Annotated in this window: 14 protein-coding genes; 11 read left to right on the top strand and 3 right to left on the bottom strand. The window is 45.0% G+C overall.

Features of this window, described 5'->3' with window-relative positions:
* Positions 1-60: 60 nt before the first annotated feature.
* Positions 61-960, top strand: coding sequence for a DMT family transporter (locus tag OCV19_RS21180; RefSeq protein WP_065675280.1), 900 nt, complete (start codon positions 61-63; stop codon positions 958-960).
* 104 nt (positions 961-1,064) lie between these two features.
* Here the strand turns inward: OCV19_RS21180 and OCV19_RS21175 are convergent, their stop codons facing one another.
* Positions 1,065-1,490 (bottom strand): DUF3010 family protein, encoded by a 426-nt coding sequence (locus tag OCV19_RS21175; protein WP_017069797.1) that lies wholly within the window; start codon positions 1,488-1,490, stop codon positions 1,065-1,067.
* A gap of 259 nt (positions 1,491-1,749) precedes the next feature.
* Between OCV19_RS21175 and OCV19_RS21170 the strand changes: the two genes are divergently transcribed.
* The 3 genes from OCV19_RS21170 to OCV19_RS21160 all read left to right on the top strand — a co-directional run bounded on the left by OCV19_RS21170 (position 1,750) and on the right by OCV19_RS21160 (position 4,781).
* Complete coding sequence (locus OCV19_RS21170) at positions 1,750-3,387, top strand: methyl-accepting chemotaxis protein (RefSeq protein WP_065675279.1); 1,638 nt, start codon at positions 1,750-1,752, stop codon at positions 3,385-3,387.
* Positions 3,388-3,592: 205 nt separating this feature from the next.
* Positions 3,593-3,736: a hypothetical protein gene (locus OCV19_RS21165; RefSeq protein WP_167352276.1), complete on the top strand. Its 144-nt coding sequence runs from the start codon at positions 3,593-3,595 to the stop codon at positions 3,734-3,736.
* Between the two features lie 175 nt (positions 3,737-3,911).
* A complete protein-coding gene (locus tag OCV19_RS21160; protein WP_048611669.1) occupies positions 3,912-4,781 on the top strand; it encodes a LysR family transcriptional regulator in 870 nt (289 codons plus the stop codon).
* A 114-nt stretch (positions 4,782-4,895) separates the two neighbouring features.
* On the opposite strand, the gene OCV19_RS21155 is transcribed toward OCV19_RS21160, so the two are convergent.
* Positions 4,896-6,557: a methyl-accepting chemotaxis protein gene (locus OCV19_RS21155; protein ID WP_065675278.1), complete on the bottom strand. Its 1,662-nt coding sequence runs from the start codon at positions 6,555-6,557 to the stop codon at positions 4,896-4,898.
* Positions 6,558-6,832: 275 nt separating this feature from the next.
* Between OCV19_RS21155 and OCV19_RS21150 the strand changes: the two genes are divergently transcribed.
* Positions 6,833-7,345, top strand: a complete 513-nt coding sequence (locus OCV19_RS21150) for an RNA methyltransferase (protein ID WP_065675277.1) — start codon at positions 6,833-6,835, stop codon at positions 7,343-7,345.
* 111 nt (positions 7,346-7,456) lie between these two features.
* Here OCV19_RS21150 and OCV19_RS21145 read toward each other — a convergent pair whose 3' ends face one another.
* Entirely contained in the window at positions 7,457-9,517 is a 2,061-nt protein-coding gene (locus OCV19_RS21145; RefSeq protein ID WP_065675276.1) for an alpha-amylase family glycosyl hydrolase, read from the bottom strand.
* Between the two features lie 276 nt (positions 9,518-9,793).
* On the opposite strand from OCV19_RS21145, the gene OCV19_RS21140 reads away from it, so the two are divergent.
* The 6 genes from OCV19_RS21140 to OCV19_RS21115 all read left to right on the top strand — a co-directional run bounded on the left by OCV19_RS21140 (position 9,794) and on the right by OCV19_RS21115 (position 17,467).
* On the top strand, positions 9,794-10,630 hold the full coding sequence (locus OCV19_RS21140; RefSeq protein ID WP_065675275.1) for an SGNH/GDSL hydrolase family protein: 837 nt from the start codon (positions 9,794-9,796) through the stop codon (positions 10,628-10,630).
* Positions 10,631-10,725: 95 nt separating this feature from the next.
* Positions 10,726-11,616, top strand: coding sequence for a LysR family transcriptional regulator (locus OCV19_RS21135; protein ID WP_065675274.1), 891 nt, complete (start codon positions 10,726-10,728; stop codon positions 11,614-11,616).
* A gap of 91 nt (positions 11,617-11,707) precedes the next feature.
* Positions 11,708-12,715 carry an N-acetyltransferase DgcN gene (dgcN, locus tag OCV19_RS21130; RefSeq protein ID WP_065675273.1) on the top strand — a complete coding sequence of 336 codons (1,008 nt, stop codon included), beginning with the start codon at positions 11,708-11,710 and terminating at the stop codon, positions 12,713-12,715.
* Positions 12,716-12,772: 57 nt separating this feature from the next.
* On the top strand, positions 12,773-13,759 hold the full coding sequence (dgcA, locus tag OCV19_RS21125) for an N-acetyl-D-Glu racemase DgcA (RefSeq protein ID WP_065675272.1): 987 nt from the start codon (positions 12,773-12,775) through the stop codon (positions 13,757-13,759).
* A gap of 385 nt (positions 13,760-14,144) precedes the next feature.
* A complete protein-coding gene (locus OCV19_RS21120) occupies positions 14,145-16,118 on the top strand; it encodes an ATP-binding protein (protein WP_065675271.1) in 1,974 nt (657 codons plus the stop codon).
* Entirely contained in the window at positions 16,115-17,467 is a 1,353-nt protein-coding gene (locus tag OCV19_RS21115) for a sigma-54-dependent transcriptional regulator (protein ID WP_065675270.1), read from the top strand. Before OCV19_RS21120 ends, OCV19_RS21115 begins: the two co-directional genes overlap by 4 nt.
* Positions 17,468-17,535 lie beyond the last annotated feature (68 nt).

Below are 17,535 nucleotides of genomic sequence, written 5' to 3'. Positions count from 1 at the left end.
TTAGTTATCTGTACCCAACTAAGGTAACAGCATTGATGAAGAGTTGACCAGAGGTTTGTAATGCTGATTAAAATGATTCCGTTTGTGTTTGTAATATTGTGGTCGTCAGGCTTTGTTGGCGCACGTCTTGGTGTGGAATACGCGGAACCCGCAACATTACTTTCACTAAGGATGGTAGCCAACGTGGCGCTGTTCTTGGTTTTGATTGCAATCCTTAAGCGTCGTATCCCTCGTGGTCGAGCATTCTTCCACGCAAGTGTGGTCGGCATCTTGATTCATGGTTTCTACCTTGGTGGTACCTATCTGGCGATTGATATGGGTATGCCCGCCGGGTTGAGTTCTCTACTTGTTGGCTTACAACCGATTCTTACCGCATTGATTATGATCAGCTGTACTTCGCAGCGTTTTAATTTCGCGCAGTGGCTGGGCTTAGCGCTTGGTTTTGCGGGTATCAGTTTGGTGTTGATGGGCAATATTGAATGGCAGTCAGATGACCAAAAAGGCTTGGCAACGTTATTGTGTTTGGTTTCTTTGGTGGGTATTACCTGCGGCACTCTGTATCAGAAGCGCTTTTGTCAGGGGACAGATATGGTAGGCGGTGCGATGGTGCAATACTTGGCTTCGGCGGCGTTGTTTCTGCCGTTCGCAGTGCGTTACGAAACGATGCAAGTGAACTGGACAGTAGAATTCACGTTGACTCTAATTTGGTTGGTGGTTGTTTTGTCTTGTGTTGCCATATTATTGCTGCTTTACATGGTAGAGCATGGAGCATCTTCAAGTGTGGCATCGGTGTTTTACTTAGTACCACCTACGACAGCAATTCAAGCTTGGCTTATTTTCGGTGAGTCGTTCGACATCTATGGCGCAATGGGTTTCGCCTTGTCTGCCGCCGCGGTTTATTTGGTGGTGAGGAAACCCGAGTTAATTAAGGCTCGCAGTCGAGCAGTGTTAGAGCGGTAGTTTGTATACCAAAACTCATTCTACTTAAAGCTGATGACTAGAAACAAAAAAGAGCCTGAATAGTCAGGCTCTTTCTGTATCAAATATTGGCTAGCGACTTTTGATTAGCGCTTCATCAAGCAAGCGTATGCCGTTGTAAACGGTGCTTCTTGGTATTGCTTAAGGCCAGTTTCTTTGAACTTCATCATTAGAGGGTTACGCTTAAGGCTCTCTTTGATGTCAGCAGGTGATACAACGGTTACGTCTAGGCCGTCGATCAGTTGAATCGCCGCTTCTAGCTTGAAACCAAAGCCACCGCCAGCAAATTTGCCTTTAGTTTGGCGTTGACGAATTACAACTTTATCTACTTGGTAATCTTCCATTAACTTTGCAAAAGAGAATTGAAAGTCTTTCATATTCTGTGTGTCGTTTGCGTCGCTAATTGAAACTTTAGAAACTCGGCAATCAGGAATGTTAAATACACCATCTGATAGAGAAAGAAGACAGATGACTGCATCGTTACCTTTGATTTCAACACCACAAATTTTCATGTTCTTACCTACTTATTTTAGAGCCCTACATTATGGTGTTATTTCTAACACTTCTCCAGTATTTGCGCGTATCAGCAGCAAATAAGTCTAAATCAGAGTGTATTTTAGTCGTCGAAAGTTAACCTTTGATTGAAAAAACATCACACGAATTTACGGTATCGTTTGCTATGAGATGAAGCTCACAAAAGCTTAGCGGGATTTCATATGTGTGCTGTATATTGCGCGCGCATCCCTATTTGAAGTGTGGTTATTAATCCCAATGAATATCAATAATCTTTCGATTAAGAGTAAAATCGCGATCCCGCTGTTGGTGATTGTGATTGTTTTTTCTACCGTCACTGTGCTCAACGTTATCAGATCAAATGCTCAAGCTGCGATTAATAACGAGCTCAATAATGTGGTTCAGCCAGTGCTAGATAACCTAGAAGATGGCTACCGAGATATCTACCAAATTATCGCTTCGGCACAAGGTCTGTTGCTTGCTAAAGACCAAGCGGCGATCGAGTACCAAAAGTTTGAATTTAAAGACAACGCTTACAAAGCGGTTCCTCGTTTTCAAAGTGTCGAAACCTTGTATCAAGCGGGCGTGTTGGATCCATCTTCACGTGGCGAGTTATCAAAGCTCGTTAACGCGATGAGCAAGTGGGTGGCACTGCACGAGCCAATGTTCGCTGATCCAGCAAACGCAGACCAATACAATATTGATTACTCACCAGCGCTTGACGCAGAGTTTGCGATCATTCGCACTCAACTGCGTGATATTCGAACTCTGATCGAACTTAAACAGAAAGAGCTTCGCCAGCAAGCCGGTGACTCTATTGAATCGAGTAAGTTGATCATTGAAGTAGGTATGGCCGTTGCTGTTTTCGCTGCACTTTTCGCTATGTGGTTATCAAATCGCTTTATCGTTCAGCCAATCCAGAACGTAGAGAAAGCGATGAATGAGATCGCATCGGGCGACGGTAACTTGTCTCAACGTATGAAGGTCGAAGGTAATGATGAGATTGCTCGTTTAAGTTCTGCTTTCAACCAGTTTGTTGGCAAGATCCATGTCACCGTGGAGCAAGTTATTCTCACATCGAACGCAGTACGTGGCGAGATGGAAAACATCAAATCACTCACGCAAAGTGTTGCTGAATTCTCGTCTAATCAACAGCGAGAAAGTGAAGTGGTCGCTGCTGCAGTCCATGAAATGCAAGCAACCAGTGAAGTGGTGAGTGGTAACGCATTAGACGCGGCAACCGCAAGTAATGTTGCAAACAATGAAGTGGAATCGGCTGATACTACGCTTGGCTTAACTGTGACTTCGATTAAACGCCTTGCGCAAGATATCGAGAACGCGGGTGGTGTGGTTCAAGAATTGGACACCGACGTGAAGAACATCGCCTCAATCCTTGGTGTGATCAAAGGCATTGCGGAGCAAACTAACCTACTTGCATTGAATGCGGCGATTGAAGCGGCACGAGCGGGTGAACAAGGTCGTGGCTTTGCGGTTGTGGCTGATGAAGTTCGTGCGCTTGCGAGTAAAACTCAAGATAGCACTGGCGAAATCCAATCAATGATTGAACGCTTAGAAGTGGGTGCTAAACACGCGGTTGGTGTAATGACTGAAAGCAAAGTGAGTGGCGAGAAAACCATTGTTCAAGCAGGAACTGCAGCGTCTTCATTGAGTGAGATTCGAAACTCAATCGGCAAGATGAATGACATGAACACACAAATCGCAACGGCGGCTTCGCAACAGTCTCAAGTGTCTGAAGAAGTGAATAAGAATGTTCAACGCATTGCTGAAAGCACCATGCAAATGGTTGAGATGGCGAGCAGCGCAGAAAATGCATGTATGGCATTGGCTGAACAGTGTGAAGCGCTAGATAGCCTTGTGTCTCAGTTTGAAGTGTAATTTTCAAAATTAGACAGACGAATATGAGCTGATAATGGTTGCTCGTATTGAGTCCCATTAATCAGCGGTGAACGACAAAAAAGCCCGCACTCTATGAGTGCGGGCTTTCTTTTTGACTAGGTGATCAGTCTTTTGACTAGGTGATCCGTTTTTAGACCAAATCAATCATTCAGTGTTAGCTGCTACGTCCGTCTTTGTATGTGTAATGGTAGTCAACTTTTACGTTGGCTTGGTAATGGATGTCGTTGTTTTAGTTGCTGCAAACGCGGTGGTGCTGAGTACAAGAGTTGATGCAAGTATGATTAACTTCTTCAAAGGGATCCCTTACTTTGTTGTACCAGTGTTTTAGAGATTCTCACCCTAGCAATAGGGGATGAGGTTAATGTTAGGACAAAAATATGGTTGTGTAAGGGAATGACTATAGGTGCCGAAGATTAATGCACAGCGCATATCAAGCAAGGTGACACTGATATCTAACTTCAATACACTGTATGGGTAACCAAAGTTCAGCATAAGGTAAAGGCATGGCCAATTGGGAAGGGGTAAGTGAGTTTGTTGCAGTTGCAGAGCGTGAAAGCTTTACTGGTGCGGCGCAGAAGCTTGCTACGTCGGTGGCTCAAATCAGTCGTAGAGTAGCAAACCTCGAAGAACGACTCGCAGTGAAATTGCTCAATCGAACTACTCGAAAGGTGTCTCTTACAGAGGCTGGGCAACTCTATTATCAGCAGTGTAAGTTGCTGGTCGAAGGTTTAGAAATTGCTGAGCTTGCGGTCACGCAGATGCAATCTACACCAAAAGGCTTACTGAAAGTCACTGCGCCTGTGACTTATGGTGAGCGCCAACTCGCCCCAATACTCCATCAATTCTTAAAGCTTCACCCACAAGTAGAGCTTGAGCTGATGCTGACCAATCAAAAGCTCGATCTCATCGATTCTGGTGTTGATGTTGCGATTCGTCTTGGACGCTTGGAAGACTCAAGCCTTGTGGCAAAGAAGCTGTCTCAACGCCAACTTTATGTATGTGCAAGCCCTGAATATATTGAACGTTATGGCGAGCCGCATACATTATCAGAATTAAATAATCACCAATGTTTAGTCGGTGGATTTGAACATTGGCGTTTCAAAGAAAATGGACGCCCTCGCTCAGTTCGTGTTAACGGACGCATTAAGTGCAACAGTGGTTTAGCCTTGTTAGACGCAGCTAAGCAGAGCATTGGCTTGGTGCAGTTGCCTGAATACTACGTGAGTGAAGACCTTGATTCTGGTGAGTTGGTTGAGGTGCTGTCCGATTATCGAGACGACAAGGAAGGGATCTGGGCGCTTTATCCTCAGAACCGCAACTTATCTTCAAAGGTTCGCCTGCTGGTGGACTTCCTTTCTGAGCAATTGGATTAGTGTATGGCTTAAAGCCTCCACCGATAAAAACGGGCTTCAGAATAGAGATTCTGAAGCCCGATGTGTTTTAGGGATAAGTCGCGTTTGATTACGGCTTACTAGGCCTAAAATGTATTAGACGGTGAAACGATCTACTAAGTGGTACAGCTCATTTGCACGACTGTTGAGGTTTTGGCTACCTGTACGGTTTTGATTCGCGAGTTCGGCCGATTGTGAGCTTTGGTCAGAAATTACCACGATGCGTTGAGATATCTCTTGGCCGACAATATTTTGCTGTTCAGTGGCTGTCGCAATAAGCGAGTTCATGTCCATGATGGTATCGATCGACGCTTGGATCTTCGCCAGTGCTTCGGCTGCGGCATTCGCTTCTTCCACGGTTTGCGCACTTCGGTTTTGACTTGAATCCATCGCTTTCACAGCAGCATCTGAGGCAGCTTTAAGTTGCTCTATCATCTTGTGAATGTCGCCAGTGCTTTCTTGAGTTCGGCTTGCCAGTTTACGAACCTCATCGGCAACCACAGCAAATCCACGCCCTTGTTCGCCTGCACGAGCAGCTTCAATCGCGGCATTCAACGCGAGTAGGTTAGTTTGCTCGGCAATGTCTTGGATGACCGCCAATGAAGAAGAGATGTTTTGTACATCGCCTTCTAAACGAGACACCACGGTGTTGGCTTCTGAGACTTCGCTAGCTAGGCCTGCCACCGAATCTGCAGCGGCGTTTACGATCTGTTGCGCTTCTTTGGCATTGCCCTCAGCAAGCTTTGCGGAATCCGCCGCTTGGCTAGCGTTGCTCGAGATCTCTTGAGCCGTTGTCGTCATCTCAGTCATCGCTGTTGCAACTTGTTCTGTCTCTTCACGTTGCCCTGTAGCAATCTCGTCGACCTGCGCAGCGCGAGAAGACATACTAGATGTCTCGGCTACTACTTGTTGCCCGACATCACTTACGCTGCGAATGATGGTTTGCAGGCTCGCTACAAAGGCATTGAAGTTCTCGCTGAGCTTAGTGAACTCGGGCGCTTTGAAGGTTTCCATTCGAGCGGTTAAGTCAGCTTCGCCACTCGCGAATGCGCTGATTGAACGATCAAACTGCTCGAGTGGTTGCATGATGGTACGGTTGACGGCAACGGCAAACACAGCAACTACTAGGGCAATCAAACCACAGAAAATCGCGATGGCCGTCAAAGAGCTTTGTAACGCGACATTTGAGCTCTCTTTCATCTCTGCGATGACCGCATCGATGTCGTCAGTATAGAAACCTGTGCCTAGCATCAAGTCCCACTGGGGAACGAATATCGAGTAGCTCAGTTTCGGCAGGGCTTCTGATTGACCAAGTTTTGGAAAGTAGTAGGTGGTGAATTCACCAAGCTTTGAGTTCTTGATCAGGTCACGAATCAGGTAGTTGCCTTTTTTGTCTTGCAGGTCGTAGTAGTTTTTACCAATACCATCGTTATTTTGCCCGACAACGACTCGAACACCTTTCGAGTCATAACCAAAAATATAGCCAGACTCACCATATTCTAACGTTCTTAATGTTGGTAAGGCTTCTTCTAATGTTGCACCTCTATCCAAAAATGGGCTGATCGAAGAGTAGGCCATTTGTAGATACGCTTTGAGTTCCTTTTCTTTCATCGCCATCATATTGCTACGCGTCGATTCAACTTGCTGTGCGGTTAGCTCGGTGCTCTTCATATACGTCACGCTCATCATGCCAATTGCCATTAGTAGCAACGGAATGAAAGAGAGAATATAAAGGCGGTTTTTGATGGTTAGGGTCATGTCACGCTTCCTGTGTGATTGTCTCATGCAATTTTCAACACATTATTAATGTGGTTTCAAAATGTAAATGGGCTTGTTGTTTAATTGTTACCCTAGAGTTTTTTTGTTTTATAAATATGATGGCGGTTAGATTTTTTGGGTGAGAAGCCTTGCAACTAGAGGCTTAAGAGCGAAAAAGTGAGTTCGTATCGATGCTTTTGAATTCGACGCTGCTTTGTTAGAATGCGACGCTTTGTAGCACCCTGCTATGTCTATTCGTTAAGTGAGAAAGATTCATGAACAAAAGCCATGTGACTATTGGTTTAACTAACCCAAAGAGCCCGACAAACGTTGGTGCTGTTATGCGTGCGGCTGGTTGCTACCAAGTCGACGAAGTTAAATACACAGGGCAACGCTACGAAAAAGCCGCAAGATTTCACACCGATACCAAGAGTGCTGCACGTACTATCCCGTTGACCGGTGTCGAGTCGTTTTTGGATAACCTTGATTCAGAAACGAAAATTGTTTGTGTAGAACTCGCTGAAGGTGCAACACCACTGCCGCGTTTTAAACACCCAGAAAATGCCATCTATATCTTTGGCCCTGAAGACGGTTCTATTTCTCAAGATGTTGCGGATAGAGCGGATCACGTTGTGTACGTTCCAACGGTAGGTTGCATGAATTTAGCGGCAACAGTGAATGTGCTGCTTTACGATCGCCTTGCAAAATCTGATGAAATGGATGAGAGCAACGAGCTGATTAAGAAAAGCCGTGATAACCGTAATCATCTGCAAGTGAAGCAGGGGTAGATATCGTTCTAATCGTATCTGGTCTCTTAATATCTAATGCAGATTAAAGAAAACCCCTTATTCGTAGGAATAAGGGGTTTTTATTTGGTTGACCTTAGAGCTTAGGTTTGGCTATTCAGCACATTTGGAAGCCATAATTTTTAATGGTTGTCCTGCCTCATCGAATTGTAAGCTCCATACATACTGCCCTGAATTACGAATGGTAATAGCAGTATCTTGCCCGTAACCACCTTTAGTTAATGAGTTTAGTTGCCCCAGTTTTAGGTTGAGTCCATCCGCTGTAAACTGTGGCGACCAAGCTTTAGACGCGTATTGCATGCGATAGCTACCAGGCTTTTCAGTAGTAACGACTTGGTAAGTGTTTTCACCTTTATACTCAAACTCTCGTTTAGCTACATGTTTCCAACCTGAATCAGCAAAGTTGCCTACTACATAGAGTGGACTTGAAATTGGCCCTTCAGCGTTAATCGTTGGATTGTTACATTTAGCCATGAAGCCTTGTCCAACTTCATTCCCTGTCGCCATTATGGCCGCTATAGGACCTTTTTCATTTGGTTGTGTTATCGACAAGAAACGAGCCTCAAAAGGGTTTAGAACTATCGAGTAATGACCATCAATTGCTGATATAGATTGCTCTGATTCAATATCCGTCAGTTCAGCTTTGGAGCCTGCTTTTTCTTTGGTTAGTTCTATGGTCTGCTCTTTGTTGGTAACATTCACTGCGTAGATAACTGCATCGCCTTTATAGGCTTTGTGATCGACATATGCGATATCGTTGGCGATTAGGTTCGTACGTTTACCCTGTGATAGAGCGGGGTGCGTTTCCCTGAGTTTCATTAAGTTTGTAACATACTGCTTTAAGTCTTTTTCGTTGGTATTGAGTTGAGCTGTGACACCTTCTACTTTACCGCTAGTACGTGCTACGTGGTCATCGCACAAGCCATTAATAGCACAGTCATCAGTCCATACTTTGTCTGAAAAACCTTCTAGCTGATCGCCTATTTCGTCCCCATAGTAGGTGGTTATTGGGCCTGTATAAGCCGCTTGGAATGAAAATGCCGCTTTATAACGTAGCCAATACTCTCTGTCTTGTGGAGAAGCGATATTACCGCGCTGTAATAAGTCACCAAAGCGAACAAGGTCATGGTTACCAATCATTAAATTGGGTTTTGCATGGTCCGGGTATAACGAATGTAAAGACATACCTTCTGCAAGCCATTCTCCACCTTTGTTTCCCACGCCTGCTTCGTTTACAGCAAAGGTTTCTGTGAGTCGGTAGCGCATTGGGAAATCAAACGCAGAACATAAAGCCGGTGCTTCATTTGAGCCATAACCCGTTTCTATTATGCGGTTCTCACCAGCCCAAATTTCCGCAACCATATAGCCCAGAGGGTTCACGGTTTTACCTTCGCTGTTTACGTATTCGACCTGAGAAGAAGCAGTGTCTACCGTTTCTCTGATTTGACTCCAAGCTTCTTTTGGCACTTGGTAAGCCTGATCTAAGCGCCAACCATCGATTTTGAGTTCTTTGATCCAATACTCTGCAACTTCTTGGTAGAAAGCTAGGCTCTCGGGGTATGAGACTGGGTTATCCTCCCCTTGAGGCAGTTTACCTTTTGGTGACGGCACTACATTTTTTTTGTGGTGACCAAATACGCCATCAAAGAAGACGTAAAGCCCGCGAGCATGCGCTTCTTCAACTAACGTTTTCGCTTCTTCCATCGTGCCGAATCGAGGATCGATATTGAAATAATCAGTGGCAAAATAACCGGTGGCATCCAGTCTATCAGCCCAATGGTCCTGGTTTTCGATAGGCTCTGAATTAAAGATTGGAGTTAGCCAAATACCGTTCATTCCAAGGGACTCGATGTAATCAAGTGAGTCGATAATGCCTTGAATATCTCCTTTGTGGTGGCTAGTTCCGTATCCTGTCCCATGACCAATTGAGTCATCGCCATTAACAAAGCTCTCAACCATCACTTGATAGATCCTCAAGTCATTCACGTCGGCATTAGTATTCGTTTGGCATTGGTATGCCGTTAATTCTTGAACAGATTCAGGTGCAGATTGACAACCTGCAAGTAGGATGGCGGCAACGGCCAACGCGGTATTGGATAGAGAAAGTTTCACGTTAAGGTCCTTATTATTATGATTTAACTTATTATTCACCATCCTGATAATCTATAAATCCTCCGTTAAATAGTGGCAATAGGAGTAGGCGATAGGCTGAGAGACAGGAGTCACAATATGTGGTTAATTTCTTATACATATTATGATGAAGTGCTGATTTTTGAGTCGGAACGAGATTTGTACAGCAAGATTTTTTACGCGGTATGTAAACAACTTTGTTTAGAATAAGTATTCTCTTCTTCTAGTGTTATCTATCCCGTACGCAATCGGATATTATCTTGAGTTCATCACCAGATAATTGAAGGGTTAGATAACACCATGGAAGACAAGCAATTACTTGCCGCGCTACAACAACACCCTGTCCTCGATCTCTATCAGTTATTCCAAGAAGTTGGTCAAAACCGCTCTCTCTATGCATTACTAGAGAGGCTATCTTCCCTTAAAGAACATCACCGATTGAGCACTCGTCTTAGTTCTTTTAAACCTCACATCGAAGGGTTGTTGGCTCAATTTGATAGCACTACACCAGATAGCGAGATCCTCAAAGCGGTCGCTCTTCAGTCTGAGATTCAGCAGCGAGGCCACAGTATGAGTCGTTACATCATGACATCAGATAATCATCGCCATTTTTCTCCAAATGCAGATTTAGTGATGTTTGGCGATTCGATCACCGAGTGGGCACCGTGGGCGGATATTTTCCGTGATATCTCGATGGTCAACCGTGGCTTAGCGGGTGACACCACAACGGGCATGTTGCGCCGTATTGATACCACGTTGAATGTGAAGCCAAAGCTGGTGTGTTTTATGGCAGGGATAAACGATTTAGCTCAGGGTTATGATGTCGACCATATCTACCAGAACTACATTGATATGCTTAAGGTGTGGCAAGAAAATGAGATTCGCATATTGGTGCAATCAACGCTTTATGTTGGCTCTAAACTGCAAGGTTTAAATCCGTCGGTTGAACTGCTCAATAGCAAGCTAAGCGAGTACTGTACACAGCAAGGCATTGCGTTCTTAGATGTGAATTCAGTATTGTCACCTAATAAGTTGTTGTCGAACGAGTACTCGTGTGATGACTTGCATTTGAATGCGAAGGCTTATCAAACTTGGGCTGAGATACTTCAACCTACGATAGCTGAGCTACTAAAATAGACTCACGCAAAACGCTAGCTAGACCGATAAACAGCTTAGCTAATACAAGAAAAGCCAAACCCTAGATTTGTTTCGCGAACCATAAGGACATCAATGTGAACCTAAGACAATTGGAAGTCTTTTACGCCATTATGCAGACCGGAACCGTATCTGGAGCCGCGCGCAGCTTGCATGTGTCACAACCAAACGTGACCCGTATTTTGGCGCACACCGAGCAACAACTCGGGTTTGGCTTATTCGAACGAGTTAAAGGGCGCTTAGTACCAACGGTTGAAGCGAAAACCTTGCTGCCAGAAGCGGAAAAGGTCTATCAGCAACTGGGTCAGTTTCGATCTTTGACCAATAAAGTAAAACAAGGCCATCAGCATTTACGTATTGGTGCGCCGCCGATTCTAGCCACCAAGTTGCTGACTCCAGTGATCGCCCAAATGTCTTGCGAGCAAGAACTCTCTTTTGAGCTACTGACAGCCAACCGTGATGAGTTGTGTGAAGGTTTACTCAAGCATGAACTAGATATTGCTATTGCTTTTGGCGATGAAGCACCGCCTGCGATATTAAGTGAAACGCTATTAACCGAATCACTAAAGGTTTTGGTTCCTTCCAATACGGTTGATCACTTACCCGCAGAGTTAACCCTTGATGAGCTGATCAATTATCCCTTACCAATCATCGGGCTTGATAGCCGTGATCCATTAGGCCTCCTGTTACACCAAAGCCTTATTGCGCGAGATGAGCATTATCACCATCCGATGTCCGTACGTGGATACAGTGCGGCGGCGGAACTGGTGAAGCACCAAGCAGGGTTTGCGATCGTTGATCCGTGGACGGCAGAGCAATATCAAAATGACGACTCGGTTTGTGTATTTTATTTGCAGCCAGCTATCCAATTTTCGGTATCGATGCTTTGCGCAGAGCACACCCCTCAGTCGATTTCCGTTAAGCAATTTATCGCTTCATTGAAGACCCATACTCACCCTATAACTTAAGGTTATAGGCTCGTCATAAATAGGTATTCGGCAGCTTCTAAGTTCTTAATTAAAGTAAACCCATACAAGGATTTATTAATTAGGAATACTCATGTCTATCGCTCAACCTTACCTTCTTTTTCTTGGGGACGTTACTGACCCACTTGCCGCAAAAACAGCTCGCGGTATTCATCAATGGCGACCAGAAATTTGCCTAGGTCAGCTTCGTTTAACAGACGTTACCGTTTCACTTGGTTTAACGGATATGACCTTACAAGAGGCGCAAGCGCAGGGTACGAAGACGCTAGTGATTGGTACCGCAAATCCGGGTGGTGTTATTCCTGATTCTTGGCAGTCAACCATTATGGCCGCTGCAGAAATGGGATTTGAGATTGCATCTGGCATGCACCAACGATTGAGTGAATTTTCACCGCTTGCTGACATGCAGCAACAAGGATTGACTAAGCTTCATGATGTACGCCATTTTGACGGTGTTCTTAATGTTGGTAACGGAAAGCCTCGTCAAGGTAAGCGCCTGCTTACGGTCGGAACAGATTGCTCAGTAGGCAAAATGTTCTCGGCATTAGCGATTGAAAAATCGCTTAAACAAGCGGGAACATCTGCTCAGTTTAAAGCGACAGGGCAGACAGGTATCTTGATTGAAGGCTGCGGTATTTCGATTGATGCTGTGGTAGCGGATTTTATTTCCGGCGCAGTTGAAGCGATTAGCCCTGATTTTACCGACCACGATTGGGACATCATTGAAGGGCAGGGTTCTTTGTTCAACCCTTCGTTTGCAGGCGTGAGTTTGGGTCTTTTACATGGCGCACAAGCCGATGCCTTAGTGTTGTGCCATGAAGTCGGGCGACCACATATTCGTAACCTTCCTCATGCTCAATTACCAAGCATAGAACAGACGATTGAAGCCAACTTGCAAGCGGCGCGACTGACCAATCCAGACGCGAAGCTGGTGGGTATCTGCTTGAACACGTCGGCGATTAGCATTGAAGAGGCTGAGACATTGTGCCAAGAATGGACCACACTCTATCAAGTGCCGGTGACGGACCCTGTGCGCTTTCGTGTACAACACATTACTGATCATTTGCGACATTCACTTTAACGACTTCATCATTTCTATGTTTCCATTTGTTAAAGCGAACATCAACCGAGTGAAATTATGAAGATTACAGCAGAACCCATTACTATCTCGATGCAAACGCCTTTTCGCATCTCTCGTGGCAGTCGAACTGAGTGCCACGTTGTTCGTGTTTACATTGAACATGATGGCAAACGAGCTCAGGGCGAATGCACGCCTTACCCACGATACGGTGAGTCATCGGAGTCTGTGTTAGCGCAAATCCAACAAGCGTCTAGCGCACTTGAAGCTATGTTTCAACGAGGCGTTACCGATCCGGCAGAGCTAAGAGATCATCTTCAGTCTTTATTGACCGGAGGGGCAGCGCGAAATGCGATCGATTGTGCGCTTTGGGATTTTGAAGCGCAGCAGAACGACCAGACCTTTCCTAATAGCTTGTTTGAGTTGCCTGCTCAAATCGTGACTGCAATGACCGTCTCGATTGGCACACCAGAAGCGATGGCGACTCAGGCTCGAGACTATGTCGCGAATGGTGCGAAACTTCTGAAAGTGAAGCTTGATGGTGAACAAGTAGTAGAGCGTGTGCGCGCGGTACGAGAAGCTGCGGTAGATGTTCAAATTGTATTGGATGCCAATGAAGCGTGGACAGGATTGAATCTCGAAGAGTTGTTTAATCAACTGACAGAATTTGATATTGCGATGATCGAGCAGCCGTTACCCCAACAGCACGATGCCTCATTGGTGCACATCAAGCACCCGATACCACTGTGTGCCGATGAAAGCTGTCATACCACTTCACAGCTCTCATCGCTGTTGGGTAAGTATGAAATGGTCAACATCAAACTCGATAAAACGGGCGGCCTGACTGAAGCATTGATACTTGCAGAAGAAGCACAAAGGCTCGGGTTTACTCTGATGTCGGGTTGTATGCTTGGCACTTCACTGGCCATGCGTGCAGCTCTGCCTATTGCGGTTCAATCTGAAATCGTCGACCTCGATGGCCCAGTCTTACTTGGTCAAGATGTAGCGCCAGCGCTGACTTATCGAGATGGGATGATTATTCTCTAAGTTCGTTGAGCCCGTTTAATCGATGGACATGACATGACATGAATGAAATCGTATGAGTGAAAACTTGTACGATTTTTTCGATCTCTAGACCTCAACTTATTAAATAATCGTAGGTTTTGACTGCTTGATGGAGAGTTCTATTCGTATAATTTACGTGCGTATTGATAAAGTAATCACGTTTCTGTCGGTGCGGTCACTTTCTATTATCGCAAAACAGATAGCTCAAGCTTTATAAAATAATTGTTATGATATCTTATGTGAAATGTTAATGATTACTCTTCATTTAATAGTTTCACTAAAGCTATTCGATGCAAGCCCAAGTAAGGCTTACACCCTAACTGATTGAATCATTGATAGTTCCTGTTGATTATTTGATGAGAAGAAGGTGGGGCGAGTGAGTAGTCATGTCTCCGAGGTTGTAGAAAATAAGGATAGTTTCGAGCGCCCGTTCTCGATCCAAATTCCACGTCGTAAGTGGTTTGGTTGGAAAGGTATTGAGCTGCGCTTGGTACTTGCGTTAGCCATGCTATCGATGACCACTATCTTCCTCTCAGTTGTCTCCAGCTTTACCTTCGATGATTTAAACCAACGTCTTGTTGAGCTAAAGGAGAGTGAAATCCCCGCCTTAGATAACGCTGCACGCCTCAATGATATGGTGCGCGTGATTATTACGACCTCATCTCAACTCAGTGACGCTGAATCGAATATAGAACGTAAACAGGCGATGCTTAAAATTGAAGAGGCAATATCAGTCATGAATAGCGTTATGGTTCAGTTTCCTGATTATCACGCCTACTTTAAAGATCTTATCGCCCAAGTTAATAATAGTCTGAGCCTGTTGTATCAAAGTGAGATTGAGTCAGAACAACTCAATCAAGAACTTCGTAATTTGCTTGAAGGCTTTTATCCTCTATTGCAACAAGCCAGTGATTCACTCGATAGCTTACCTGAATCAGCCAAAGACCAGATCCAATACACGCAGTTAAAATCCCTGCTGTATTACCAATTAGGCTTGGTCGAAAAGCTGTATAACGACTCTAGCTTTAATGAGTTGGATTACACCAGCTTACGGCTAGGGCAGGTTGGAGAAGAGTGGTGGCAGCTTTGGGTAAATGGTGATTTAAGAAGCAAATTTCCCCAATTAGATCACCAACTCACCGTAATTTACAACCTAGCCTCAAGTGATAGCAGCTTGTATGGGTTGAAAAACAAAGCGCTCGATCACCTCTATCAAGAGCAGTATTTCCTGCAAAACAGCCGTGAGCATCTTAACCAATTAACTGTGCAGATCGAGCGCAATACTAGCCAAGTGAATCGCAATATTGATCAGTCGATTCAGCAGGCTCAGCTGTCGTTACAATCGAACCAACAACTCTCTCTTTTCCTTTCTTTGTTCAGTGTGCTGGCTGCTGCGGCTATTTCATGGTTCTACGTGCGTAAGAGCATTTTGGAAAGGCTTTTACAGCTTAAAGACAACATGTTTGCAATTTCTACCGGCCATTTAGATACCGAAGTTTCGATTCGTGGCAAAGACGAAGTGACACAAATGGCCAAGTACCTAAAGGTATTCCAGACAACGGCCAAAGTCGTGAAACAAACCAATCGAAAATTAGAGGCCGAAGTAGAAGAGCGAACCCTAGCCGAAGCCAAATTGCGTATTACTCAAGATGAGTTAATCCAAGCAGGGAAACTGGCCGCGTTGGGGCAATTAAGTGTTGGAATCACTCACGAGATCAATCAACCATTAACTGCGGTAAACAGCCATGTTCGAAGCGCTCAATTGTGGTTAGGTAAGCAAAGACCAAATAGAGCCGAAGAAAATCTTCAAAAGATTGAAGTGCTGCTAGATAAGGTGGCGGCAATCACCCGTCACTTGAAAGCCTTCTCACGTAAGAGTGACGGCAAGATTGATAACGTAAAACTGATAAAGGTGATTGGTGATGCTATCGACTTGTTTGAAACTAGGCAAAGTAGGGTCTCGATTCAGTATTCTCCGCAGAGTGACCAAATGGTTCGTGCCAACAGCATTCGCTTGGAGCAGGTGTTGGTGAATTTGATCAGCAATGCGTTGGATGCCGTTGAGCATAAGGAGCAGCCTCAGCTCAACATCTCCACTCAAGAGCACCTGAATACCATTCAGATATCAGTTAAAGATAATGGATTAGGGATACCCGAAGAAGACATTCCGCATCTGTTCGACCCATTTTATACCCGTAAGACCACCGGCAAAGGGCTCGGGCTTGGTTTGTCTATCGCATACAACATAATTAAAGACTTTGGCGGCTCGATTCACGTGGAATCAGTTGAACACCAAGGCACCACCTTTATCGTCACTCTACCAAAAGGCACAGGCTCATGACTTCAGAAAAACACATAATTCTTATCGACGATGAAACAGACGTTGTTGAAGCAGTGAGTGAAATGTTGGAGCTCGAAGGGTTTAGCGTCACTAGCTTTACCGATCCTAACCTTGGCCTTAAATCACTCAAAGCAAACAGTCAGTCGGTGGTGTTGTGTGATGTTCGCATGCCGAAAGTGGACGGTTTAACGCTGTTGAGCTCAATCCAACACCGAGCCCCGAATGTGCCCGTTTTATTGATGAGTGGTCATGGCGATATCCCAATGGCGATCGAAGCGATGAAGCTTGGTGCTTTCGACTTTTTGGAAAAACCGCTTAGTTCGAGTGAGCTGGTGGAGAAGCTTGATTTGGCGATTACCCAATGTCAACACAATTGCCCTTCAACCTCGGATGGCGATGAGCAAGAGGAGCTACCGATAGAGTCTGTGGTTATTGGCCAATCAACAGCGATGGATACGATACGTAAGCAAGTACTCGCTTTAGCACATACTGGCGTCGATACCATTATCAATGGAGAAACGGGAACGGGTAAAGAGGTGATAGCTCGCGCTCTGCATCAATTCAGTCGTCGTAAGACTAAACCATTTGTCGCAATTAACTGTGGCGGCATGACAGAAAGCATTATTGAGAGTGAGTTGTTTGGCCATGAAGCGGGTTCGTTTACTAGCGCGAACAAGAAGCGTATTGGCAAAATAGAACAAGCCAATGGCGGGACTCTGTTTCTCGATGAAATTGAAAGCATGCCGATTGCCGTGCAGATCAAATTGTTGCGTGTGATTCAAGAGCGAATGATTGAGCGTGTTGGTGGTAACGAGTTGATACCTGTCGGCATCGTCGTGGTAGCCGCTAGTAAAGCTGATCTCGCGAGCTTGAGTGAGTCTGGAGAATTCAGAGCCGATCTCTTCTATCGCCTTAACATTGCGAGCTTAAACCTTCCTGCATTGCGTCAAAGAAAAGAAGACATTCAGGTGCTGTTTCGCCATTTTGTGATTCAAGCGAGTCATAAATACAAGACACGTCCTTCGACGATCTACCCGGAACAAATTCAGCAGCTATGCCGACATGAATGGCCGGGCAATGTGCGTGAACTACGTAATGTCGCTGATCGATTTGTGTTGGGTATCGTCGGTGATGGCTTTGATCTTCAATCGCCAACTTGTGAAGCGTCCGGAGAAGATTTCGCTTTTGAAAAGCAGATGGAGCAGTACGAGAGAAATGTGTTAACCGAAGCCTTGATAGAGAGCGCAGGCAATATCAATGAGGTCTCGAGTAAGCTTAATCTGCCACGCAAAACGCTTTATCGAAAAATGAAAAAACACCAGTTGGATAAAGAGAGTTTTAAAGCCTAACTCATTAACTTGGTTCTTGAGGAGCAAAGAGCAAGGTCAAAAGAAAAGCACAAGACAACAATGACCCA

The sequence above is a fragment of the Vibrio celticus genome, from assembly GCF_024347335.1.
Lineage (GTDB): Bacteria > Pseudomonadota > Gammaproteobacteria > Enterobacterales > Vibrionaceae > Vibrio > Vibrio celticus.
The sequence above is the reverse complement of the archived record's forward strand: the minus strand, read 5'-3'. Positions and strand labels throughout refer to the sequence as shown.

Bases quoted from the DNA above. Each gene is read 5' to 3' on its own strand.
- OCV19_RS21180 (WP_065675280.1), top strand. From the start codon at position 61: ATGCTGATTAAAATGATTCCGTTTGTGTTTGTAATATTGTGGTCGTCA.
- OCV19_RS21175 (WP_017069797.1), bottom strand. From the start codon at position 1,490: ATGAAAATTTGTGGTGTTGAAATCAAAGGTAACGATGCAGTCATCTGT.
- OCV19_RS21170 (WP_065675279.1), top strand. From the start codon at position 1,750: ATGAATATCAATAATCTTTCGATTAAGAGTAAAATCGCGATCCCGCTG.
- OCV19_RS21165 (WP_167352276.1), top strand. From the start codon at position 3,593: ATGGTAGTCAACTTTTACGTTGGCTTGGTAATGGATGTCGTTGTTTTA.
- OCV19_RS21160 (WP_048611669.1), top strand. From the start codon at position 3,912: ATGGCCAATTGGGAAGGGGTAAGTGAGTTTGTTGCAGTTGCAGAGCGT.
- OCV19_RS21155 (WP_065675278.1), bottom strand. From the start codon at position 6,557: ATGACCCTAACCATCAAAAACCGCCTTTATATTCTCTCTTTCATTCCG.
- OCV19_RS21150 (WP_065675277.1), top strand. From the start codon at position 6,833: ATGAACAAAAGCCATGTGACTATTGGTTTAACTAACCCAAAGAGCCCG.
- OCV19_RS21145 (WP_065675276.1), bottom strand. From the start codon at position 9,517: ATGGTGAATAATAAGTTAAATCATAATAATAAGGACCTTAACGTGAAA.
- OCV19_RS21140 (WP_065675275.1), top strand. From the start codon at position 9,794: ATGGAAGACAAGCAATTACTTGCCGCGCTACAACAACACCCTGTCCTC.
- dgcN (WP_065675273.1), top strand. From the start codon at position 11,708: ATGTCTATCGCTCAACCTTACCTTCTTTTTCTTGGGGACGTTACTGAC.
- dgcA (WP_065675272.1), top strand. From the start codon at position 12,773: ATGAAGATTACAGCAGAACCCATTACTATCTCGATGCAAACGCCTTTT.
- OCV19_RS21115 (WP_065675270.1), top strand. From the start codon at position 16,115: ATGACTTCAGAAAAACACATAATTCTTATCGACGATGAAACAGACGTT.